This is a genomic window from Streptomyces sp. PL-29, assembly GCF_058344425.1.
On the sequence record NZ_CP136996.1, the window covers coordinates 2,881,994 to 2,904,849 of the forward strand.

Annotated in this window: 21 protein-coding genes and 1 tRNA gene; 9 read left to right on the forward strand and 13 right to left on the reverse strand. The window is 72.7% G+C overall.

The window, feature by feature from the left end; translation table 11 throughout:
• Positions 1-30: 30 nt before the first annotated feature.
• Positions 31-759 (reverse strand): TetR/AcrR family transcriptional regulator, encoded by a 729-nt coding sequence (locus R4Z63_RS13075; protein WP_384455606.1) that lies wholly within the window; start codon positions 757-759, stop codon positions 31-33.
• 274 nt (positions 760-1,033) lie between these two features.
• Between R4Z63_RS13075 and R4Z63_RS13080 the strand changes: the two genes are divergently transcribed.
• On the forward strand, positions 1,034-2,311 hold the full coding sequence (locus R4Z63_RS13080; RefSeq protein WP_384455609.1) for a M6 family metalloprotease domain-containing protein: 1,278 nt from the start codon (positions 1,034-1,036) through the stop codon (positions 2,309-2,311).
• Between the two features lie 43 nt (positions 2,312-2,354).
• On the opposite strand, the gene R4Z63_RS13085 is transcribed toward R4Z63_RS13080, so the two are convergent.
• Both R4Z63_RS13085 and R4Z63_RS13090 read right to left on the reverse strand, forming a co-directional pair.
• Positions 2,355-3,128, reverse strand: a complete 774-nt coding sequence (locus tag R4Z63_RS13085; protein WP_384455611.1) for a thioesterase II family protein — start codon at positions 3,126-3,128, stop codon at positions 2,355-2,357.
• The gene (locus tag R4Z63_RS13090) at positions 3,125-4,063 is read right to left on the reverse strand and encodes a beta-ketoacyl-ACP synthase III (protein WP_037925039.1); all 939 of its coding nucleotides are present in this window, start codon (positions 4,061-4,063) and stop codon (positions 3,125-3,127) included. Before R4Z63_RS13090 ends, R4Z63_RS13085 begins: the two co-directional genes overlap by 4 nt.
• A gap of 297 nt (positions 4,064-4,360) precedes the next feature.
• Here R4Z63_RS13090 and R4Z63_RS13095 point away from each other — a divergent pair, with 297 nt between their 5' ends.
• Positions 4,361-4,768, forward strand: coding sequence for a hypothetical protein (locus R4Z63_RS13095; protein WP_491522543.1), 408 nt, complete (start codon positions 4,361-4,363; stop codon positions 4,766-4,768).
• A gap of 71 nt (positions 4,769-4,839) precedes the next feature.
• Positions 4,840-6,021 (forward strand): hypothetical protein, encoded by a 1,182-nt coding sequence (locus R4Z63_RS13100; protein WP_491522544.1) that lies wholly within the window; start codon positions 4,840-4,842, stop codon positions 6,019-6,021.
• 180 nt (positions 6,022-6,201) lie between these two features.
• On the opposite strand, the gene R4Z63_RS13105 is transcribed toward R4Z63_RS13100, so the two are convergent.
• Positions 6,202-6,975 carry an AAA family ATPase gene (locus tag R4Z63_RS13105; protein ID WP_384453124.1) on the reverse strand — a complete coding sequence of 258 codons (774 nt, stop codon included), beginning with the start codon at positions 6,973-6,975 and terminating at the stop codon, positions 6,202-6,204.
• Entirely contained in the window at positions 6,972-7,163 is a 192-nt protein-coding gene (locus R4Z63_RS13110) for a hypothetical protein (RefSeq protein ID WP_384453127.1), read from the reverse strand. The genes R4Z63_RS13105 and R4Z63_RS13110 overlap by 4 nt, the downstream gene beginning before the upstream one ends.
• Before the next feature lie 993 nt (positions 7,164-8,156).
• Here R4Z63_RS13110 and R4Z63_RS13115 point away from each other — a divergent pair.
• Positions 8,157-8,229: transfer RNA gene (locus R4Z63_RS13115), tRNA-Arg, on the forward strand.
• 71 nt (positions 8,230-8,300) lie between these two features.
• On the opposite strand, the gene R4Z63_RS13120 is transcribed toward R4Z63_RS13115, so the two are convergent.
• From R4Z63_RS13120 to R4Z63_RS13135, 4 genes are all read right to left on the reverse strand, one after another.
• On the reverse strand, positions 8,301-9,656 hold the full coding sequence (locus R4Z63_RS13120) for an ATP-binding protein (protein ID WP_384453129.1): 1,356 nt from the start codon (positions 9,654-9,656) through the stop codon (positions 8,301-8,303).
• 168 nt (positions 9,657-9,824) lie between these two features.
• Positions 9,825-10,028 carry a hypothetical protein gene (locus R4Z63_RS13125; RefSeq protein ID WP_236647740.1) on the reverse strand — a complete coding sequence of 68 codons (204 nt, stop codon included), beginning with the start codon at positions 10,026-10,028 and terminating at the stop codon, positions 9,825-9,827.
• Between the two features lie 108 nt (positions 10,029-10,136).
• A complete protein-coding gene (locus R4Z63_RS13130) occupies positions 10,137-12,026 on the reverse strand; it encodes a DUF8823 domain-containing protein (RefSeq protein WP_384453132.1) in 1,890 nt (629 codons plus the stop codon).
• Positions 12,027-12,255: 229 nt separating this feature from the next.
• Complete coding sequence (locus R4Z63_RS13135; protein WP_384453135.1) at positions 12,256-13,983, reverse strand: D-alanyl-D-alanine carboxypeptidase family protein; 1,728 nt, start codon at positions 13,981-13,983, stop codon at positions 12,256-12,258.
• Positions 13,984-14,732: 749 nt separating this feature from the next.
• Between R4Z63_RS13135 and R4Z63_RS13140 the strand changes: the two genes are divergently transcribed.
• The 3 genes from R4Z63_RS13140 (at position 14,733) to R4Z63_RS13150 (ending at position 17,080) form a co-directional block, all read left to right on the forward strand.
• Positions 14,733-15,467 carry a GOLPH3/VPS74 family protein gene (locus R4Z63_RS13140; RefSeq protein WP_037924988.1) on the forward strand — a complete coding sequence of 245 codons (735 nt, stop codon included), beginning with the start codon at positions 14,733-14,735 and terminating at the stop codon, positions 15,465-15,467.
• Between the two features lie 312 nt (positions 15,468-15,779).
• Complete coding sequence (locus R4Z63_RS13145) at positions 15,780-16,664, forward strand: helix-turn-helix domain-containing protein (protein ID WP_037924985.1); 885 nt, start codon at positions 15,780-15,782, stop codon at positions 16,662-16,664.
• A 206-nt stretch (positions 16,665-16,870) separates the two neighbouring features.
• Complete coding sequence (locus tag R4Z63_RS13150; RefSeq protein ID WP_384453139.1) at positions 16,871-17,080, forward strand: DUF397 domain-containing protein; 210 nt, start codon at positions 16,871-16,873, stop codon at positions 17,078-17,080.
• A gap of 98 nt (positions 17,081-17,178) precedes the next feature.
• On the opposite strand, the gene R4Z63_RS13155 is transcribed toward R4Z63_RS13150, so the two are convergent.
• Entirely contained in the window at positions 17,179-18,036 is an 858-nt protein-coding gene (locus R4Z63_RS13155) for a hypothetical protein (protein ID WP_384453143.1), read from the reverse strand.
• 150 nt (positions 18,037-18,186) lie between these two features.
• On the opposite strand from R4Z63_RS13155, the gene R4Z63_RS13160 reads away from it, so the two are divergent.
• Positions 18,187-19,458 (forward strand): aminotransferase-like domain-containing protein, encoded by a 1,272-nt coding sequence (locus R4Z63_RS13160; protein ID WP_384453146.1) that lies wholly within the window; start codon positions 18,187-18,189, stop codon positions 19,456-19,458.
• Here R4Z63_RS13160 and R4Z63_RS13165 read toward each other — a convergent pair.
• From R4Z63_RS13165 to R4Z63_RS13175, 3 genes are all read right to left on the reverse strand, one after another.
• Positions 19,436-20,047 (reverse strand): hypothetical protein, encoded by a 612-nt coding sequence (locus tag R4Z63_RS13165; RefSeq protein WP_384453149.1) that lies wholly within the window; start codon positions 20,045-20,047, stop codon positions 19,436-19,438. The two genes, R4Z63_RS13160 and R4Z63_RS13165, sit on opposite strands and share 23 nt — an antisense overlap.
• Positions 20,047-20,313, reverse strand: coding sequence for a hypothetical protein (locus R4Z63_RS13170; RefSeq protein WP_384453152.1), 267 nt, complete (start codon positions 20,311-20,313; stop codon positions 20,047-20,049). Before R4Z63_RS13170 ends, R4Z63_RS13165 begins: the two co-directional genes overlap by 1 nt.
• Before the next feature lie 140 nt (positions 20,314-20,453).
• Positions 20,454-21,776: a diacylglycerol/lipid kinase family protein gene (locus R4Z63_RS13175; RefSeq protein WP_384453154.1), complete on the reverse strand. Its 1,323-nt coding sequence runs from the start codon at positions 21,774-21,776 to the stop codon at positions 20,454-20,456.
• 283 nt (positions 21,777-22,059) lie between these two features.
• Here R4Z63_RS13175 and R4Z63_RS13180 point away from each other — a divergent pair, with 283 nt between their 5' ends.
• A complete protein-coding gene (locus R4Z63_RS13180) occupies positions 22,060-22,842 on the forward strand; it encodes an SDR family oxidoreductase (RefSeq protein ID WP_384453157.1) in 783 nt (260 codons plus the stop codon).
• Positions 22,843-22,856 lie beyond the last annotated feature (14 nt).

Below are 22,856 nucleotides of genomic sequence, written 5' to 3' on the forward strand. Positions count from 1 at the left end.
GAAAAGGCTAGTTCGTAAGCTTTTGCGGTGTCACATGGTTTTCAGCGTGAGGTCTTCCAAAGTGGCTGCCGAACCGGGCAGTTCGGAGCGGGCCGGGGCCCGCAGCCCGTCGAGGAAGAGCTGGAGATGACGGTGGGCGAAGCGGTCGGTGTCGAAGCAGGCGGTACCCGGGAGGGGGCGGCTGAGCTGGGAGAGGGCGACCATCAGGTCGCCGACGCCGATGTCCGCGCGGACCAGTCCGGCCTGCTGGCCCGCGGCCAGCAGGGTCTCCACAGCCTCCGCCAAGGCGGTGCGCGCCGCGAGGAGTTCGGGGTGGTCGCGGTCGAAGCCGTCGGCGAGCATCGGGCACAGGGCGCCGATCCGCTCGTCGGCAGCGGCGTGCGTGAACCGGCACAGCGCGGCGAAGGGGTCGGGCTCCTCGGCCAGAGAGGCCTCGGCCGAGGCCGCGACCCGCTCCGTGGTGAAGAGGACGACCTGGTGGACGAGTGCGTCGCGGTCGGGGAAGTGCCGGTAGAGGGTGGCGTTGCCGATGCCCGCCCGGCGGGCCACCTCGTCGAGCGGGGCCGCCGCACCGAACTCGACGAAGGCCTCGCGGGCCGCCGCCAGGATCCGCTCGCGATTGCGGACGGCGTCGGCGCGCGGGCGCGGCGGGCCGCCGCCCTCGCGGGAGCCGCGGGACCGGCCGGACTGCGGGGCCGCCGGACACCCGTCCGCCGCGGCGGACGGGGACGCCGCGGCGGCCGTGGCGGTGCTCTGCATTTCCGGTGCCTCCCCGGGCGGTGACGAGTGATGCGGGATCTATGGGCCGGCCCGCCAAACGGGGAGCCGTTCCCCGCTTGGCGGGACTCCCATGCAAACGGGGAACAGCTCCCCGGTTATTTCACCCCTCGGTGTGAACCGGGTCACGCCGCTGCGGGGGCGCTTCACCCTTTGGCCTCTCCCGGCGCGCGGGCGCGGCGCGCCCGACGGAGGGTGAAGCGCACAGGGCGCAGACCGGACAGGGCCGGCTGCCGCGGACCCGAGGGCGATCTCCATGACGCAGACCCGCCGCCGGATACGCAGACCACGCCTGACCAGCGCGTACATCGGACTGACCGCGCTGGCGATCGGCGTCACGGCGACGGCGAGCACAGGGATATCCAGCCGCGGCCAGTCGGCGGCGGGGCCCGTGGCCACGACGGTCGAATCGGCGCTCGCGCCGTGCCGGATCGCCGGGACGATGGGCGTGCAGATGTCCGAGGGCCTGCCGACCCCGCCGGGGTACTCGCGTTCGACAGGAGAGGTCCGGGCGCTGAACCTGATGATCGACTTCCCCGACGCCAAGGGCGAGGGCACGGCCCTGGACCGGCTGGCCGAGTTCTTCCCCCAGACCTCGGACTGGTTCCGCACCAGTTCCTACGGTCGGCTGGCCTACCGGGCCGAGGCCCCGATAAAGACCTGGCTGCGGATGCCGATGCCCTTCGCGGCGTACGGCATCGAGCGCGGGTCCTCCTACGAGCCGGGCTACCGGCAGCTCGTGGAGCACATCGCGAGGGCCGCCGACTCCGAGGTGGACTTCAGCCGCTACGACCTGGTCAACATCCTGGTCACGCCGAACGCGGGGCCGTCGGCACTGGACACCGTCCTGTCGGTGACCTTCTCGGGCAACGGCGAGGCGCCAATGGCCGACGGGGTCCCGCTGTCCAACACGTCCTTCGTCTACAGCCGGCAGGACGACGGCTCCGGGACCTACCGGGAGACCGGCTACCGGGTGCTCCCGCACGAGAACGGGCACGTCTTCGGGCTGCCCGACCTCTACACCGCCGACGGCGGGAACACCGTCGGGCACTGGGACATCATGAGCGAGGACTGGGGTGCCAACAACGACCTGATGGGCTGGCACAAGTGGAAGCTGGGCTGGCTGGACAGCACGCAGATCTCCTGCGCGTCGAAGTCCGGCACCAGCGACCACGTCCTGACCCCGCTGGCGGTCGAGGGCGGCATGAAGCTGGCCTTCGTCCCGCTGTCGGAGAGCGTCGGCTACGCCGTGGAGGTGCGGACCCGGGCCGGCAACGACGAGGCCGTCTGCAGGCCCGGCGTGCTGATCTACAAGGTGGACTCCGACGTGGACACCGGACACGGCCCCGTGATCGTGTCGGACAGCTCGACCGCGAGCGGCGGCTGCACCCGCCGGCCCAACGTGCACGCCGAACTGTCGGACGCACCGTTCCGGCCGGGAGAGACCTTCACCGACGAGAAGGCGGGCATCAGCATCTCGGTGGTGGGCGAGCTGCGCGACGGCAGCTACCAGGTCCGCATCATCCGCCCGTAGGCACCGTCCGCCCACGGAGCCCTGCCGGGGCCGGGAACACCGTTCAGTGCGCGAGGGCCTCGCGCAGGATGTCCACCACCGCGCCGCGGTGTTCGTCGGCGAGGAGGAAGAAGTGGTCGCCGTCGAAACGGCGCACCCGGCAGTGGCCGGTGGTGTGGTCGGCCCAGACGTCCAGCGGTTCGTGCGGGACCAGCGGATCGGCCGTGCCCCCGATGACGTGGAGGGGCACGTCGAGCCGTACGCCCTCGAAACCGACGGCGGCCTCCCGGCTGAGGTCGATGTCGGCACGCAGGACGCGCGTGACGTGGGCGAGCATCTCCGGGTCGTGCAGGACCCACTCCGGGGTGCCGCCGCCCTCCCGCAGCAGCCGGACGGCGTCCTCCTCGCTGCTGGTGGCGTGGGCGCGGCGCCGGGTCCGGCCGGGGGCCTGGCCGCTGACGACAGCGGCCCGGCAGTGCGGGCCGAGGAGCTGTGCGGCGCGGACGGCGAGCAGCGCCCCGAGGCTGTGGCCGAAGACCACGGTGGGCAGCGGGTCCCGGCCGAGCACCTCCTCGGCCACCGAGTCGAGCACCTCGTCGAGACGGCAGCCGGGAGTCTCGCCGAAGCGGCGCTCCCTGCCGGGCAGTGAGAGCCCGAGCACCTCGACCTCGTCGGGCAGCGGTTCGACGAGGGGGAAGAGGGTGTTGGGTCCGGCGCCGGAGTGCGGGAACACCAGCAGGCGCAGCCTGGGCGCGGCGGACGGCTGGAGCCGCAGCTGCGGCCACCAGGGGGCGGTGGAGGAGGACTTCATCGCGGTCACCTCGTCCGTCCCGGTCACGGGCAGTGGATGATCTGGCCGGCGTAGGACAGGCCGCCGCCGAAGGCGAAGAGCAGTACGGGTGCCCCCTTCTCGATCTCGCCGCGCTCGACGAGCTTGGAGAGCGCGAGCGGGATGCTGGCGGCGGAGGTGTTGCCGGAGTCCACGACGTCCTTGGCGATGACCGCGTTGACCGCGCCGATCTTGCGGGCCAGCGGCTCGATGATCCGCAGGTTGGCCTGGTGCAGGACGACACCGCCGAGGTCCTCGGGCTTGACCCCGGCCCGCTCGCACACCTGGAGCGCGACCTCCGGCAGGGCGGTGGTGGCCCAGCGGTACACCGACTGCCCTTCCTGGGCGAAGGTGTGGGACGGCGCCTCGATGCGCACGGCGTGCCCCATCTCGGGTACGGATCCCCAGACGACCGGGCTGATCCGGGACTCCTCGGAGGCGACGACGACGGCCGCGCCGGCCCCGTCGCCGATCAGCACGCAGGTGGTGCGGTCGGTCCAGTCGGCGAAGTCCGTCAGCTTCTCCACACCGATGACCAGGGCCTTCGTGGCGGAGCCGGTGCGGATGCTCTGGTCCGCCAGCGCCATAGCGTGCGGGAATCCGGAACAGGCTGTGTTCACGTCGATCGCGGCTGGGGCCTTGGCGCCGACGGCAGCCGCGACGCGGGCCGCCGTGTTGGGCGAGCGGTCCTGCGCTGTGCAGGTGGCCACGATGACGAAATCGATGTCCTCACCGGTCAGCCCCGCGTTGGCCAGGGCGTTCGCGGCGGCCTTCGCCGCCATATCCGAGACCGACTCGTCCTCGGCGGCCACCCGGCGGGTCTTGATCCCGACCCGGCTCTGGATCCATGCGTCGCTGGTGTCGACCATCTGCTCCAGATCGGCGTTGGTCAGCACCTTCGCCGGCTGATAGTGCCCGAGGGCAAGGACGCGGGACCCGACCATCAGTGCTTCTCCTCGTTCCATGGACCCTGACCCTGACCCTGACCCGGATCCGGGTTGACCGATGGTCAGCCTATGCAGCCGGCCGACCGCATTCATATGACTTTCGCGGATCGCCGCCCAGGGAAATGGATCACGTACGGCGCAACCGCCACGCCCGCCCCGCCGTCCCCATCGACAGTACGTTCGCGCGCTTCGGGAACACGTTCGCTTCGACCGACCGGTATGTGTAGCCTAAACGCGCTTCACTTTCTGAACTCGTTCAATATCTAGGGGGGACCGGTGCAGCGTCACCGCGTCATGATTTCGGCTGCCGTCGTAGCGGCAGCCATCGGCTTCGTACCGACCGCGGCCCAGGCCGCGGAGCAGCCCGCGCAGCGCCAGGGGAGCGCTGCCGCGGCGATGGATGCCGCCAAGGCCGCCGCGGCCAAGTCCGTCGTCTTCCACAGTCCGGCGGAACGCACTGTCCGCACCTCCGCGACCGCGTCCGCGTCGGGCAAGGCGGCCGCTCCGCAGGCCGCGGGGGCCGCAGAGGCGGCGAAGGGCAACGCCGGGCTCGCCGTCGACCTGCGCGCCTCGGCCACGTCCGCGCACGGCTTCAGCCTGGCCTCGCAGATCACCACCGCCGCCGGCGCGCCGTCCGGGTCGACATCGACTGGGGCGACGGCAGGACCGTCACCGAGCACGTCACCGGAGCGAAGCTCCTGACCTCGGAGCACACCTTCGCCGAGGTCGGAGACCACAAGGTCACGGTCACCCTGACCGACCAGGACAACAACGTGACCGCCACCAACAGCGTGGACGTCCAGGCCGCCGGCTCGAAGTTCACCCCGCACGCACCGACCCGGCTGCTCGACACCCGCTCCGGCATCGGCGGCAGCTCGCGCCCGCTCGCCCCGTACGGCGTCGCCCGCGTGAAGGTCGGCGGCAACAGCGGCATCCCGGCCGACGCGACCGCCGTGGCGCTCAACGTCACCGTCGTCAGCCCCCGTTCGGCCGGACACATCACGGCCTACCCTTCGGGTACGGCGCAGCCGACCACCTCGAACGTCAACTTCGTCGCGGGCCAGACCGTGCCGAACATGACGATCGTGCCGGTCGGAGCGGACGGCTACGTGGAACTCGTCAACCGCAGCTACGGCGACGTGGACCTGCTCGCGGACGTCACCGGGTACTTCAGCCGCTCCGCCACCGCCGGGGGCTACACCTCGCTGGAGCCGTTCCGCATCGCCGACAGCCGTACCGGCCAAGGCACTTGGGGCCAGCTCGCCGGACAGAGCACGTTCGGCCTGCAGGTGGCCGGCAACGGCTCGATCCCGGCCTCCGGGGTCACCGCGGTGGCCCTCAACGTCACCGCCACGGCCCCCCGCGGCGCGGGACACCTGACCGTCTACCCGTCCGGACAGACGGCGCCGGACACCTCGAACGTGAACTTCAAGGCCAACCAGACCATCGCGAACTCGGTGATCGTCCCGGTGGGCCCCGACGGCAGGATCAACATCCGCAACGGCGCCTGGGACCCGACCGACGTGGTCGTGGACGTCGTCGGTTACTACAGCCCCGGCAGCAAGGCCGCCTACCTGCCGACGACGCCGACGCGCCTGCACGACTCGCGTAAGTACGACTTCCCGGTCGCGGGGCAGGACTTCCGCTGGCTTCCGCTGGCGGACGGCGATCCGACGGTCACCGCGTTCGTCCTGAACACCACGGTCACCGACACCCGGGGCAGCGGTCACCTCACGGTCGCCCCGGACCCCTACACCTGGGCCCAGCGCGAGAACGGGACCGCGAAGAAGCCGACCCCGCCCAACTCCTCCAACCTGAACTGGACGAAGGGCGAGACCGTCCCGAACCTGGTCCAGGCGAGCACCGGGACGACCGGCGTCATCGACTTCTGGAACCGCGGCTGGGAGCCCACGCACCTCGTGGTCGACATGTTCGGCCTCTACGAGAAGGACTGATCCGCCGGGCCCGGGACCAGGACCGGGACCGGGACCGGGCCTCATGGCCGTGCCCCGGGGAGCAGCCGCACGGGCTGCTCCCCGGGGCACGGCCCGTCGAGCGGCGCACGGACAACGGAGGCTGACGCAATCCCCGGAACCCCGTGATCACCGCCCGAGGTTCACGAGCACCCCGGCGTTTCAGCCCGCCCCCGTGGACTTCCCGCCGAATTGCGCCCGGGCGGCGCGCTCACGCGAAGTACGGTCGAGCAGGACCATGGAGTCGAGGCCCAGGCTCGGCGGCAGGCCGCCTTGTTCGACGCCCGCGAGGAGTCTCGCCAGACCCCGCCGGTGCGTGGCGAAGACACGGCGCGAGGTCAGGCGCCGGCGGGCGCGCTGGCCCGACAGCGCCTCCTGGGGGCCGACATCGAGCACCACCATGTGCAGGGGCCTGCCGGCTCGGTGGGCGTGGTGGGCCAGCCACCGGCGCATCCAGGCCCTGCTGCCGCAGTCGTGGATGAGCAGCGGATGCGTCCGCCGTATCTCGGTGCGCATCCACCCCATGTGCCTCAGCCGGGCCCAGGGCCGGCAGACCGCGTAGGGAAGCCAGGAAGGCGTCAGGGCCTCGTAGGCGGTGCGGGTGGCGCGGGGGTCGACGACAGTGGCGGCGGAGGACCAGGCGCGCAGCAGCGTGCTCTTCCCGCTGCCGGGAAGTCCCGCGACGACGACCAACGCGTTGCCCGGGTAGGACAGCGTGATGTCCGACTCGGCATGGCCGCGCAGGTCGACGACTCCCCGCGGGTGTATGTGATCGGTGGCGTGCCGTCCGTCGTGCGCGGGCCCGCTCGTTCCCCTCGTGCACGACGGGCAGGCGGCCGTCCGCTCCTGCGAGCGGCCGGAACCGGTCCGGTGCCCGGCCTGCTGTACGCCCGGTTGCCGCTCTGCCGAGTGCTGGGGGGCGATGGGGGTGCTCACAGATCGCGGGTGACGTGCGGTATGAGGTCCTGTGCGGCGCAGACGGTCGGGCCGGCCTCCGCCGCAACCCGGTCCACCGCCCCGGTGGACCATGCGTCGCCTCGCCCCGGCACACCGCCGCCGCAGGTGAGGTCGTCACCCCTGCGACGCGCCGATGCGCCGACGGCGGCCGGGCCTTGGTGAAACATGACCTGCACCCTTCTGAAGGCCTTCGGCACGTGCCGGTGGTCCTCGACTGGTTCTCGACGCCCCGTGCGGTGCAGGACCGCGGCACGGGACCGGGCTTCGCCTCTCGTCACGACGGACGAACACCCGGGCCAAGCCTATGCTCCCGCCGAGCGACTCCTCGTGCCCAGAGGTCTGCGGCCGACAAGGACCGTTCCGGGCCACGGGATCCCCGATGCCTCCTCGCCCGCTCCCCCTCCGCGCCGCGGGCCTGTCGGGGCCTCCACGCAGGCCCGCCGGTGGCCACCGCGCCCCGGAGGGCATCTCGCGCAGGCTCGGGGTCTCCGTCCGCACGGTCCGTGGAAGCACGCCAAGGGCATCGCTTCGGGCTACTTCACCGTGAACGGCGACGACATCGACGAAGACCGCATGGACCTGTTCGTCATGTGGACCGACGGGGAGGTGAGCCTCGACCGCGAAGCCAACACCCAGAACGGGAACTTCGCCGAGGAGTTCCGCACCACGGGTCCCCACGCGACATGGCGCGACCACATGGTGGAGATCACAGTCGGAAACTTCACCGGTGACAGCGGACTCGTACGTCATCGTCCGCTCGACCGACGGCGAACTCACGCTCTTTGGCGACGGAGACGGATCCTCGCTCGGCCAGCAGAAGCGCCGCGTGGCCCCGGCGGCCTAGAGGAATCCGTACGGCAATTCACTCCAGACCATGGATCCTGTAGTGGCAAATGGCAGGACTGGACTCCGAGAGGCTCCTCCTCACCCAAGGAGAGAAACAGCGATCCGGAAGACAGCCTCTGTCTTCGCCGCAGCGGCATGGCCACGGGGGTTCTGTCCCTGCAGATCGCCGGGGCCGGCACCGCCGCTGCGATCCCTGCAGGCTGCTCGATCAGAGGATGCGGAAGCGGCCGAACCGCTCGGCAATCGGGGCGACCGCGGGCGAGGTGATCCGCTAGGCTGTCAGCGGTCACGAGGCGGTCTCCGCCGAGGCCCCCGCCTTCGTAGCTCAGGGGATAGAGCACGGCTCTCCTAAAGCCGGTGTCGCAGGTTCGAATCCTGCCGAGGGCACAGTCGAGGACCCCCGCCGGAAACGGCGGGGGTCCTCTTCGCGTGGCGGTCGTACGGCGACGGGGGGCGGTTCAGCGGCCGCGTCGGGCGCATGCGCCGGGAGCCGGGTCGCCGTCCCGGCCGGGAAGCGGCTCAGGGGCCGCGGGTACCGCAGGGGTCTCGGGTACCGACGGCTCCGGGAGGGTGACGCGCGCCTCGGCGCCGCCCTCCTCCCGGTTGCGGAAGGCGAGGGTGGCGCCGAGGACCCGTGCCTGGCCGAGGGCGATGGTCAGGCCCAGCCCGTGGCCCTTGCTCGTGCCCTCCGTACGGAACCGCTGCGGGCCGGTCATGATCAGGTACTCCGGATAGCCCGGCCCCGCGTCGGTGACGGTCACGGTCGGGCCGTCCACCGTGACCGTCACCGGGGCGGCGCCGTGGCTGTGCGCGTTGGCCACCAGGTTGCCCAGGATCCGCTCCAGGCGGCGCCGGTCCGTCTCCACCCGCGGGGAGGCCAGCACCGTCAGGGCCGTGTCCGTGCCGGACGCGAGGATCGTGCGGGCCGCCAGGTCGGCCAGGTCGTGCGAGTCGAGCTCCACGCGCTCGCTGCGCGTGTCCAGGCGGGAGATCTCCAGCAGGTCCTCGGTCAGCGAGCGCATCGCCTGCACCCGGTCTCGTACGAGCTCGGCCGGGCGGCCCGGCGGCAGGAGCTCGGCGGCCGCGTTCAGGCCGGTCAGCGGGGTGCGGAGTTCGTGGGCGACGTCCGCCGTGAACCGCTGCTCCGCCTCCAGCTTGCGCTGGAGCGACGAGGCCATCGTGTCCAGGGCCCGGGAGACGGCGGCGACCTCGTCCTTGGTGCGCGCCCTGTCGCCGACCCGGGCGTCCAGGTCGCCGGCGCTGATCCGGCGCGCCACCTGCGCGGTCACGTGCAGGCGCCGGGTGATCCGCGCGACCCCGGCCGCGCCGATGAGGAGGGTGATTCCGATGGCCAGGCCCGAGGAGCCGAGGATGGCCCGGTCGAGGTTGGCGATGGTCCGCTCGGCTCCGCGGAAGTCCACGGACACGGCGATCGCGGCGCCGTCCTCGGCGGGGGCGGCCGCCCACATCACCGGGCGCCCGCGGTGCGTGCCGACCGCCGTGCCGCGCTTCCCGTCGGCCGCCAGGGCGTGCAGTCGCGGGGGCAGGCCGGGCGGGTCGATGCCCTCGCCCCGGGGCAGGCGGGCACCGGTCTCGTAGAGCTGCACGGTCCGCTCCAGCTTGGAGAGCGCTTTCTCGCGGGCCGTGCCGACCGTCTGGCGGGTCATGGCGCCGTGCACGAGGCAGCCGAGCAGCGCGGCGAGCCCGCAGCACATCAGGGTGATGAAGACCGTGGCCTTCCAGGTCAGGGTCGACGTCCAGGCGGGCAGCCGCAGGTGCGGCCGCAGCCGCGCTCCGCGCTGCATCTCGTTCATGGTCAGGTCACGGTAATCCGCCCGCCCGGGCGGGCGACCGGCGGGTTCCGGCCTGATCCCGCGCGATCCGGCCAGATCGCCTCCCGGGACGTTCGAAGCCCTCCCGGCAGGAGCCGGAAGGGCTGCCGGAAGGGCTGCGCCACCACGGATGCGCCGTCCCGCGAGGGGTCAGCTCAGGCCACTGGTGCGCTCGCCGATGCGGTCACCCTGCGGAGTGCCGGCCCGCTTCAGCGCGGCCTTCGTGTGCAGTCCGCCCTTGACCTTGCTCCGTACAGGACCGTCGAAGCCGTGGCCCGGGGGGCGCGGCGGCTGCGCGGCCTCCTGCGCCTTGGCGATGGCCGCCCGGACGTCCCGCTTCTGTTCTTTGGTCATCCCGTCGTCAACTCCCTCAGGAAGCACCCAATCGGACTACTGGGATCGTATGCAGATATACAGAGCAACGCACCCGGACCGGAGCGTAAAGACATCAACGCGGAGATGTCAGGGAGCGGAGGGGGACGGGGCAGCCGGAGCCGGGCGCTCGGGCGTCCCCAGCGCCGCCGGGATGACCTCCTCCGGGCAGGGCGTGCCCCGCGGCAGCTGGTACTTCGCCGCCACCCGGTACTCCCCCGGCGTCGGGACCAGCAGCTCCGTCCACACGTCGCCCTCGCCGTCCGGGAGCGCCTTGAACAGGCAGCCGGCCGTGTTCGCGAACTCCTTCGGCACGGCGCCCCGCGCCTTGGAGTCCGCCGTCTCCTGCGGCGGCGGCACCGGCCGGCCCGCCCCGTCCACCAGCCCCAGCCACGGCGAGTGCGGGATCCGCACCCGCACCCGGCCGGCCTGCTTCACGTCGAGGACCAGCTGGTCGGCGCCCGCCCGCACCACGCTGGCGGGCCCCGTCACCAGGTCCGTCGGCCGGTCGACCTTGAAGAGCTGCCAGTTGGCGTCGCCCCACACCTGCTGGAGGTACGGGAGCCCGGCGCGCACCAGCTTCGCCTCGTCCTCGCCCCCCGAATCGGGCTTGTCGGCCGGCAGCACCACGTAGTGCACGGCCCAGCGCTCCAGCCAGGCCCGGTAGCTGTCGGCGGTGAGGGTGTCGTCGTAGAAGAGCGGGTTGCGCTCCAGGTCGGCCTGCCGGTTCCAGCCGCGCGCGAGGTTCACGTACGACGGGAAGGCGGAGGACTCGCGGTGGCTGCTGACGGGGACGACCTCGACCCGGCCGCGGTCGGCGCCCTCCTTCCGGAGCTGGTCCACGAGCGGGGCCAGCTCCCGGTTCCAGGCGGCGACCGGCGTGGTGCGGACGATGTCCGTGATGCTGTTGGTGGTGATCCAGGCGTTCAGTCCGACGAACGCGAGCAGCACGCCGTACCAGCGCCGCGACCGCGGGACCTCGTACGGGAGGGCCGCCAGCAGCACGGCGCCGCCGAACAGCATCACCAGCCTGGTGACGTTCGAGCCGATCTGGGAGTCGATCGCCCAGGTCAGGAAGACCCCGAGGGCGTAGACCGCGGAGGCGATCCGGGCCGTCTTCCAGCGGCGCGGCACGAGGAAGAAGATCAGCAGCCCGAACAGGAACGGCAGCCCGGCCGAACCGATCTTCATCGGCTGCGTCCCGGAGAACGGGAAGAGCCAGGCCGACAGCCCGACCACGGCCACCGGGGCCAGCCCGAGCGCGTACGCACCCGGGCGCCGCCCGCTCAGGAACAGCGCGGCCGCGATCACCCCGAGGAAGAGGCCCGCGACGGGACTGGCGGCGGTCGCGATCCCGGCCAGCGGGGCCGCCACCGCGGCCTTGGCCCAGCGCCGCCGCGCCCACTTGCGGGGCCAGCAGAAGACCGCCGCGACCGCGCCGAGGGCGAACATCGCGCCCAACCCGAAGGTGACGCGGCCCGAGAGGGCGTTGCAGAACAGCCCGTACGTCCCGGCCAGAGCGGGCCACAGCGGCTCGCGCACCGCCCCGCGGCAGCGGGTCAGGATCAGCGCGAGCAGCCCGGCCGAGACGGTGCCCGCGATCATCATGGTGGTGCGCACGCCGAGCAGGTGCATGAGGTACGGCGAGACCACGCTGTACGAGACGGGGTGCATGCCGCCGTACCAGGCGAGGTTGTACGCCGAGTCCGGATGGCGTCCCACGAACTCGGCCCAGGCGTCCTGCGCGGCGAGGTCGCCGCCGCTGCTGGCGAAGGTGAAGAACCAGACGACGTGCAGCACGGCGGCGAGCAGGGTGGCGACCGCCACCGGGTGGCGGCGCAGCGGATCGAGGGCGCGGGTGCGCCGCCGCGGCCGCCCGGGCGGCTCCTGCCGCGGCGGCACGGCGCCGCGCCCCGGGCCGCCACCGGGTGCCGACGCGATGACGGCCCCGCGCCGGCCCTGCTGCTCAGCGGTGGTCACTGCCGCACTCCCCAACACGTGGATCCCCACCGGCACGCGTCCGTGCGTCCCGGTCCCTCTGCCTCAGGTCGCGTCCGGTCGGCGGGACCGAGCGGACACTCGCTAGACGCGCACCGGCGCCCCGGGGTTGCCCGGGGCGCCGGATCAGCGCGCGTGCCCGCGACGGCCGCGCACGGCTGCGGAGGGCGACGCCTGGCCGCGCACGGCCACGCGCAGCCGCGGGCGGCCGTCAGCCGATGCGCGTCAGCTTGCTGCCGATGCCCGGCGAGGTCAGGTCGCTCTTCAGCGCCACCGGCACCTTGACCTGGCTGGCGCCCTCGCCGACGGTCAGCACGCCGACCTCGGTGCCCGCCTTCGCGGTCTGCGGCACCAGGCCGCCACCGTTCGCGAGCTTCACGGTGACGCTCAGCGAGGCCCACCCGATGGCCTCCACGTCGGCGGTGGCGACGACCGGAGTCCGGCCGCCGAGTCCGTCGTCGACATAGCCCACCACGTCGCCCTTCTTCACGACGGTCGCACCTTCGAGGGCCTTCTGCGTACCGTTCATCAGCTGCTTGCTCGCGGCGAGCACGGTGTCGATGATCGACGGCTTGTGCTGGCCGAGCACGGCGCCGACGATCAGCTGGTTGGTGTTGCCGATCTTCTTCTGCGCGGCGAAGAGGAGGTTTCCGCCCGCCTTCGTCGTCGTACCGGTCTTGATGCCGAGCGCGCCGCCGGAGCCGGTCAGCCCGTTCCAGTTGCGCCAGCTCTTGCCGGACGGATCGACCCAGTACGGCTTCTTGGTGATGTCGAGCAGCGTCTCGATCTCGACCAGCTTCAGGCCCAGCTTGACCTGGTCCTCGGCGGTGCTGACCGTGGTCGCGTCCAGACCCGAGGGGTCCGTGTACGTGGTGTTGGTCATGCCGAGTTCTTTGGCGGTGTCGTTCATCTTCTTGACGAACGCCTCCTGGGAGCCGGCATCCCAGCGCGCGAGCAGCCGCGCGATGTTGTTGGCCGATGGGATCATGAGGGCGGCGATCGCGTCGTACTCGGAGATCTTGTCGCCCTCCTTGACCGTGTCGAGGGTCGACTCGTTGTTGACTGAATCGTTCCTCTTGCCCTCGGTCTCGGCCGTCTTGTCCACGTCGATCATCGCGCCCTGCCCACCCTTCTCGATGGGGTGGTCGCGCAGGATGATGTAGGCCGTCATCGACTTGGTGACGCTCGCGATCGGCACCGGCTTCTGCTCGCCGGACTGGCCGAGCGTGCCGAGGCCGGCGGCCGCCATGTACGCCTGTCCCTCGGTGGGCCAGGGCAGCTGCGGCATGGCGCCCTCGAAGGTGTACGAGGACTTCGCGGTCATCACGAGCCTGGGTTCGGGCAGCGGGCGCACCAGCTGCACGATGGCCAGGATGATCCCCAGGAGCACGACGAGCGGCGCGTAGATCTTGAACCGGCGGACGGCGGTGCGCAGCGGGCTCGGCGGTGGGGGCGGGTTGTTCGTGAGGTCCGCCAGCATGTCGAGCGGCGGCTTGGGCGGCAGCGGCTGCTGGGTGGTCCGTTCGCTCCGGTCACCGCGGTCCAGGCGCTCGGTGGCGGTGGAGGCGGCGGCGGAGACCGACGGGGCCTGTGGGGCCGACGGGGCCGGGTCCTTCGGCCCGGGCTTCGGCTTGGCCGCCGCCGTGCCGTCACCGTCGGTGCGCAGCGGCACGAAGGTGCTGGCCTTCGGGGCACGGAAGACGGCGGTGCTCTCGCTGTCCTCGGCGGGTGCCGGTGCCGGCTCCGGTGCCGGCGCCGGCGCCTGGGGCGAAACGGAAGGGGGAGCGGAAGGCTGTTGCGGCTTCACGGCGGCGGGCTTCGGCTTCTGCCCGGCGTCGGGCTTGCGCGCGTCCACCTTGGGCACCCGGAACACGGCCGTACGCTCGCTGTCCGCGGGCTCGTCAGACGCGGCGGCCGCCCCGGCAGAGCCCGGCTTCACACCGCGCTCACCAGCGGCCCCGACCTCCGCGCCACCCGCCGGACGCCCGCCCGAAACCGCACCAGCGGCCCCCGGCCGCACCGCACGGAACACGGCCGTACGCTCGCTGTCGCCCGGCGCGGGCTTCGCCTCCCGAGCCGGAGCCGGGGCAGGGACCGAAGCAGAATCGGAAGCCGAAGCCGAAGCCGAATCGGAAGCCGAATCGGAAGTGGAATCGGACTCGGAAGCCCGCGCCCGCGCCGGCGGGTCGGCTTCGCGCGATGCGGCATCGGCTTCCGCATCCGCATCCGCATCCGCATCCGCATCGACCGGCTCCTCGGCCGACGTGGCGACCCAGGCCGCCACCGCCTCACGCAGCGCATCCCGCCCGCCGGACTCGGCCTTCGCCTCGGCGTCGGCCTCCGCCTTGCCCGCGGCACCGCCGTCGCCCGCAAGGGCGACGTCGGCACCGTCCTCGGACTCCCTCGGCCGGAACACCGACAGCCTCGGGTCGCGGTCCGCGGACGGCTCCGCCGCCCCCGGCGTTTCTTCATCTACCGACTTGTCGGGGGACTCGCCCGCCACCGCTCCTCCTCATCGCCGCCACGTTCGGCTGTCCGAATGTCTAACAGTGTCCCGTCTCGGGGGCATCGCCCCCGTGCCAGACGAGAACGACATAGCTGCGGGTTCCCCCACAAAGCGGCCACGCGCTCTCGACAGATGAATGTGAGAGGCGTCACCCTGTCACTCATCCACGCGGGGAGGCATGGATGGGCAGGAGCCGCAGAACAATTCCGGAGGAGCTTCTGCTGCTCGCCTTGGACCCGGCCACGGGTACCACGGCGCAGCCGCAGTCGCTCGACCTCGGCCTGGCCGGGGCACAGCTAGTGGAGCTGGCTCTGGCAGGACGGATAGCCCCTGATGGGGATCGTATCGCCGTGGTGATGCCACGGCCGACAGGAGATCCGACTCTGGACTCCGCACTGGAACTGCTGCGCAGGCGCGGCAGCCCGGTACGGGCCGTCCACTGGATCGGCGGACCCCGGCTGGGGCTGCGCCAGATTTACCTCGCGCACCTGGAGCGCTGCGGCATGGTTCACGCCGTCGCGGGACAGATGTGCGGCGTGTTGCCGACGACTCGCTACCAGGCGACGGACACGGAGATCAGCCGGGAGATCCGAGCCCGGCTCGACAGTGCGATCCGCACCGGCGTACCGCCGGACCCGCGGACCGCGGCGCTCGCCGCGCTGGCCCACGCGGTCGGACTCGGCAAGCACCTGTACCCCGGTAACGAGGGGCGCTCGTCCAGGTCCCGGCTGCGGGACCTGATCCGCCACGACCCCATGGGCGGACTCGTGGCGCACGCCGTGATGGACGTCCAGAACGGTGTGGCCGCCCAGCCGCGCCGGGACCGCCCACCGGCACCGCAGGCCCGGCCCGCCGCGGGCGGCGTCCCGATGCAGCCGCGCCGCACGGGTGCGATGGCGCGCGTGGCCGCGCACTGATCCACCCCCGGTGTGGCCCGGGCAGGCCCCGGGCCCCCCGCTCCACCCCTGCACAGCTCCACCACCGCACGACGCACCACCGCACCACCGCACACAGCAGCGCCACCGCCGGGACCGGCGTCCGCGAGGATCCGGTCCGGAGGCCGCCCGCGCGCGGGGTGGCGGAGCCGGAACACCGGCTCCGCCACCCCGCGCGTCTGTGTTTTTCCCTGCCGTTCCCCAGCGGCGCCGCCCGCTTCGGTGGCAGTCTGCTGAACACCAGACACGCAGAGAGACAGCTGCACGACAGAAGAAGGCGGAGGTGCCGTCCACGTGGCGTCCAATGTCAACCCCACCGTCCGACGCCGCCGACTGGGCATGGAGCTGCGCAAGCTCCGCGAGGACAAGGGCATGACGGCCGAACAGGTCGCCGAGCGCCTCCTCGTCTCCCAGTCGAAGATCAGCCGGCTGGAGAACGGCCGCCGTTCCATCAGCCAGCGCGACGTCCGCGACCTGTGCGACGTGTACGAGGTCGAGGACCGCCGACTGATCGACTCCCTCATGCAGATGGCGAAGGACTCCCGCCAGCAGGGCTGGTGGCACGCCTTCGGCGACATCCCGTACAGCGTGTACATCGGGCTGGAGACCGACGCCGCCAGCCTGCGCACGTACGAGCCCCTGGTGATCCCGGGCCTGCTCCAGACCACCGAGTACGCGCAGGCCCTGGTCCGCGGCGCATGGCCGGAGACCGCCCCGGCCGACGTGGAGAAACGCGTCCAGGTCCGCATGCACCGGCAGAAACGGCTCTCCGAGACGGAGAACAACAACCCGGAACTCGGGCCGCTGCGCCTGTGGGCGGTCATCGACGAAGCCGCGCTCCGCCGCCACGTGGGCGACGTGCCGCTGATGGTCCGACAGCTTGAGTACTTGATAAAGCAGTCGGAGCAGCCGCACGTCACGGTGCAGGTGATGCCCTTCGAGCTGGGCGCGCACCCCGGCGTGAACGGCCAGTACGCGATCCTGGAGTTCCCGGACGCGTCCGACTCGACGGTCGTCTACATCGAGGGCGTGACCAGCGACCTGTACCTGGAGAAGGCCAACGACGTCCAGAAGTACAGCGTGATGTACGAGCACCTGCGCGCCCAGGCACTGGGGGTCGACAAGACGAGGGAGTTCATCTCGCAGATCATCAACGAATATGCCGACATGGGTGAATAGCCCCGCGGAACGGGGCGGCGGGCGGCGGGCGGGCAAAGGGTCGGCACCGTACACCGTCGATCCCCGGCCACAGAAGGCTTGAATGGAATATGCCACCCGGTCGGGTGAATGCCCCCTTCACCCGTCAGGGGCTGCCGGTAGCGTCGATCAGGTCAGCCGGAAATGGCCGACAAGACACTGGAACTACTCGCTCACCGGAGAGAAACATGGCTATTCGCCAGGGCGCCACCGACAACTGGGTCAAGTCCTCCTACTCCGCCAACGGCGCGTGCGTCGAGGTCAAGTCCCCCGTCATGGAGGCGATCGCCGTACGCGACTCGAAGGCGCAGGACGGCCCGTCCCTCACCTTCGCGCCCACCTCGTGGACCTCCTTCGTCGCCGACGTCACCGAAGGCCGGCTGGGACGCCTCGTCTGAAGGACACGACGCGTCCCGACCGTCCCGCCGGAATTGACTTGAGCCCTCTCGACCGACCCGCCGTCTTGGCCGAGGGGGCTCGGCCATGCCCGCGTACGTCAGCGCAGCTGATCGACGTACCGGTCCGTCCCCGGCACCGTCGGGATGAACGGAGCCACGAGCTCCACCCGCCCCAGACCGGCGTCCGCGACCTCCGTGTCCAGCCCCGTGAAGCGGTCCCAACAGCTCCGGGGATCCTCCTCCAGGAACCACAGCAGCGTGAGGCGCGTGTCGACCCCCTCCACCTGCTGGACGTACGTCATCCGGTCCCCTGGCAGCGGTGTCGGCCGGAAGACGGTCACCATCGCCGCCGGGGAGCCGTGCAGCCGCTCGGGCAGGGCGCGCGAGCGGAGCCACTCCAGCAGCTCGGCCCGCCCCTGCGGGCCGTCGGCGTCGACGACCTGCACCACCAGCCCGGTGTACGGGTGGTCGAGCGCGTGGTGGTCCCGCGGACCGGCGGCGCCGTCGCGGTAGACGGTGGCCGCGTGGTCCTGGAAGGCCGTGAAGACATGGGTCCGGTTGTGGTGGACGCGGCCGTCCCGGTTCAGACGCTTGTTGATGGCGACGGTCCACTTCATGTGCTCGTCGTAGCGGCCCGCGGTGATCCAGTACGTCGACAGGTAGCAGCCGGCGGTCACCGGCCGGGCGACGGCCGACTTCTCCGGGTAGCGCAGCTCCTGCAGCTCGCAGGTGGCCACCCAGCGGCGGCCCGCGTACATCCAGGGCATGGCCATGGCGCCCGCGTAGTAGTGGTCGTCCTCGTACCAGCGGTTGTACGCGTACTCGTGGCCCGGGTGCGGTTCCACCATGGTGATCAGCGCGTGGCCGGGGCGGACCCCGTAGGGGCCGACGGCCGCCAGCGCGGCGTAGTCGTCGGCACGGGTGTCCTGCTGCGGGTCCTGCTCTGCTGTGGTCATGGGAACGGTCTAGCTGATACAACGTCAGATTGGGAGAGGGTGGCCGGAGTCGGCGGAAAGGCAGCACGGACGTCCACCCCCCGAATTATTCATGCCACCTACACGCTTCTCTCGCTACGATGCGCGCACCCGCCTCCCCGAGGAGCTTCCGTGCCCGCTGCCATCACCACCACCGCCACCCCCACCGCCACCGCGGCCGCGCCGCCGGCGTTCGCCGCCCGCACCACCTCGGTCGAGGGCTCCCCGGTGCGCGAGATACTCGCGCTCACCCAGCGGCCCGGCATCATCTCCTTCGCCGGCGGCCTTCCCGCACCCGAGCTCTTCGATACCGAGGGCCTGCGCGCCGCGTACGACGCCGCCTTCGCGCTGTCGGCGCGCCGCGCGCTCCAGTACTCGACCACCGAGGGCGCGCCGGAGCTCCGCGCGGTCGTCGCGGCGCGGGCCACGGCGCGCGGCCTACCGACCGGCCCGGGCGACGTCATGGTCACCTCCGGCTCCCAGCAGGCCCTCACCCTCGTCACCGCGGCACTGATCGAGCCGGGTGACGTGGTGCTGGTCGAGAACCCCACCTACCTCGCCGCCCTCCAGTGCTTCGGACTGGCGGGGGCGCGGGTGGTGCCCGTGCCCTGCGACGGGGAGGGCATCCTGCCGGACGCGCTCGCGGACCTCGTCGCGCGGGAGCGGCCGAAACTGCTCTACACGATCCCCACCTTCCAGAACCCGACGGGCCGCACCCTGCCGGCCGACCGCCGGGCGGCGGTCGCGGCGACGGCGGCCCGGCTCGGCCTGTGGCTGGTGGAGGACGACCCGTACGGGGAGCTGCGCTACGAGGGCCGCGACGTCCCGTGGCTGGCCGCCCACCCGGGTGCGCAGGACCGTACGGCCCTGTTGGGCAGCTTCTCCAAGATGATGGCTCCGGGACTGCGCCTGGGCTGGCTCCGTGCGCCGGAGCCGCTCCTGCGGGCCGCGGTGGTCGCGAAGCAGGCGGCGGACCTGCACACCTCCACGGTGGATCAGTTGGCCGCGGCGCACTACCTCGCGACGGCGGACCTGGATGCGCACCTGGGCACCGTGCGTGCCGCGTACCGGGAGCGGCGCGACGCCCTGCACGACGCCCTCGGCCGGACCCTTCCGGCGGACTGCCGCTGGAACCTGCCCGAGGGCGGCATGTTCGTGTGGGCGCGACTCCCGGCGGACCACGACGCGACGGCCCTGTTGAGGACGGCCGTGGCGTGCGGTGTCGCCTTCGTCCCCGGCGCCCCCTTCCACACGGGCGTCCCGGACCCTCGCACGCTGCGGCTGTCCTTCACGACGCACACCCCGCGGGAGATCGCCGAGGGGGTCGGCCGCCTCGGGTCGGCACTGGCGGAGTACGGCGGGACGCCGCGGCCGCGGACCTCTAGTGCTGGAGCCCGGCCTTGAGGAGCACGATGAGCAGGCCGAGGAAGAGGTTGACGGCGCCGGCGATCACCATCAGCCGACGGGAGGCGCCGGCGCGTCGGGCGGCCACCGTCGCCCAGCCGACTTGACCGGCGAGGGCGACCAGGAGTGCCAGCCATGCGATGCCCTGCGGCCCCAGGCCGAACAGCGGCGTGATGGCCGCGGCGGCGGCCGGCGGGACGGCCGCCTCGATGATCGGGCGCTCCTCCCGGGCCGTACTGCGAATGACGGTCCAGCTCAGTCGGCCCGCCAAGCGGGCGCCGAAGAGGCGGGCGAAGACGTGCGCGGCCCAGAAGACGATGCCGGTGCCCAGCAGCAGCACGACGAGCTGCAGCCGCGGGAACGGGCCGAGGGTCCCTGCGCCGACGACGACGGAGGCGGCGAGCAGCGAGCCGTAGACGGCGCCCGTGTAGTCGCCGCGGACCTTCTCCGGAGCGCCGTCCGGAGCACCCTTCGCGGTGCGCTCCGAAGGCTGTTCCGAAGTCCGTTCCGACGCCTCGCCCGAGGCCTGGTCCGGGGAGGGCTCCCGCCCGGGACCCCGGCGGGGTTCCGGGCTGCCGGCCGGGGACACTAGGACACGGCCCCGGCCGGCGTGGTCGGCCGCTCGGGCTCGGCCGCCGTCCCGGTCCCGGGCTCGATCCCGCCGGGGACGCGCGGACGCGCCGTCCCGGGGCCGGGTTCCGGTTCGACGGCACTGCCGCCGTGGCGCGGCGGCCGGGCGGGCGCGGACTGCCGACCGGCGGCCTCGCGGCGTGAAAGGGGGCTGCTCCGCCCGGAGTCGAAGTCCTCCACGGCTGTCTCCTCTCCGCGCACGCCCGGCGGCAACGGCGTGCGCACCAGGCGCTCCCCGGGCTCAGGCCCATTGTGACGCCGCCCCGGAGGCCGGGCATCCCGGGGCGATCGCCCACGCGTACTCCCCGCGTCCGCCGCGACTCCGTCCCGCCCTCTTCACCACAGCCGGTCGGCGTCCCGCTGCCTCACCACAGCCGGTTGAGGGCCAGCGCGAGGACGTCGCGCCACTCCATGGGCGGACCGGCCGTCGGAGCTCCGGGGCGGTCCCTGGGCACCCGTACGCGCAGGGCACCCGGCCGGATGGAGCAGGTGACGGGCGTGGGCAGGGTCAGGGGCTCGCCGTCCACGGCCACGGGGATGCTCTCCGCCTCCGAGCCGATGACGACCTGCCGGGAGGTCAGGATGCGCAGGCCCGTCCCCCGTGCGCCCCGCAGCGCGATGTGGGCCGCCTGGGCGGCGTTGTCCACCCGGAGCCCCACGACCCCGAGCACGCCGAGGTCGAGGCGGGACCGGCGGGCGCCCACGGCCGTCGGTTCGGGCGACGAGTAGGGGTTGTTGCTGATCAGCAGGGCCTGCTGGGCCTCCAGGCGGGTCTTCCCGTCGGCCGTCGCGTCGAGGGTGCGGCCGGCGTCGCCGCGGAGCAGGTCGGGCAGGGCGTTCAGGGCCGAGTCCGCCTTGGCGTCCCGGTACTCGGGGCGCTGGACGACCTCCGCGTAGACGCCGAAGGAGGCCGTGTTCACGAAGGCGCGGCCGCCCACGGAACCCAGGTCGACGCTGAGCTCCTCGCCGTCCGCCAGCGCGTCCAGGCACCGCACCGGGTCCTCGCGGTCCAGCCCGAGGTCCATGGCGAAGTGGTTCCTGGTCCCTGCGGAGATCACCAGGAACGGCAGGCCGTACTCGACCGCCACCTCGGCCACCCGGGCCTGGGTGCCGTCGCCGCCGGCCACCCCGAGCAGGTCCGCCCCCTCGGCGACCGCCCGGCGGGCGACGGCGGCGACGTCCGTGGTGACGTCGCCGTCCAGTAGCACCACCCGGGCGCCGAGCGCCTCGCCCTTCTCGGCGAGGCCGAAGCGGCCGACCTTCCCGCCGCCGGACTTCGGGTTCATGATCAGGACCGGGTGCCGGGGGCGCTCGGCGGCGACGGCCCGCATGCCGGCGGGTGGCCGCGCCGCGTGCAGCGCCGTCCGTGCGCACGCGACGGCGGCCACCCACAGCACGATGGCGGCCAGCACCGTGGGCCACAGGTCGGCCCGGGCGTAGATGACGAGGACGGCCACCGGCGCGGCCACGGCCAGCACGCCCCCGGCCAGCCGGACCGGCCCGCGGTGGGCGACCACCCACCACGTGCCCACGGCGGTGAGTGCCGCTCCGGCCGCCCCGACCACGACGACGACCAGCCCGCCGCCGACCGCCACCAGCGCCACCCCGGCGCCCAGCGCGCACAGGAGTGCCAGCAGCGCGAACAGCCGGGCGCGTGCGGGCGCGCCCGGAGGGTGCGCGAGCGCCATGGTCCTCACGTCCTCCGACCGGGGCCCGGCGCGGCGCGTCGTCCCCGCCGGAATGCGTTCCCTTCCGATCATCCCCCGAACGCCGGGCCCCGTCGACGTGGCCGAAGCCCGGCGGCGGGCCGGCCGGAGTCGTACCGGCAGGGTGGAGGGGCGGGGCGGCCGGCTGTGGCACCCGTCGATGCGCGCCGCACCCCGCGGGCGGTGCGCGCCCCTTCCCACCGGGGCGCAGGCACCCTAGCCTGACGGATCGTCAGATACGTCTGCGCCCGCCCGGAGGTACACCGTGCTGCTGCGAGGGAAAACCGTCATCATCTCCGGCGTCGGGGCCGGGCTCGGACATCAGGTGGCCGCCGCCGTGGTGCGGGACGGCGGAAACGCCGTCCTCGGGGCGCGGACCCCCGCGCGTCTGGCCAAGTCCGCCGCCGAAATCGACCCCGGCGGCGCCCACACCGCCCACCGCCCGACCGACATCGGAGACGAGGCGCAGTGCGAGGCCCTCGCCGCCCTGGCCGTGGAGCGGTTCGGGGGCGTCGACGCCGTCGTGCACGTCGCCGCCTGGGACTCGTACTTCGGTGGGCTGGAGGATGCCGACTTCGGGACCTGGCAGCAGATCATCGACGTCAACCTGCTGGGCACCCTGCGCATGACCCGGGCCTGCCTGCCCGCCCTCAAGGAGGGCGGCGGATCCGTGGTCATCATCGGGACGCAGTCCGCCGTCGCGGCGCCCAACGAGGTGCAGCAGGCCGCCTACGCCGCCTCCAAGGGGGCCCTGACCTCCGCCATGTACTCGATGGCCCGCGAGCTCGGCCCGCACCGGATCCGTGTCAACACCGTGCTGCCGGGCTGGATGTGGGGCCCTCCCGTCCAGGCCTTCGTCACCTTCACCGCCCACGCCGAGGGCGTGCCCGAGGCCGAGGTGCGCGCCCGTCTCACCGCGCGCATGGCATTGCCCGACCTCGCCACGGACGGGGACGTCGCCGACGCCGCCGTCTTCCTCGCCTCCGACCGCGCTCGGGCGATTACCGGCCAATCACTGCTGGTCAACGCCGGTGAGCTGATGAGATGACGCTCTCCACCACC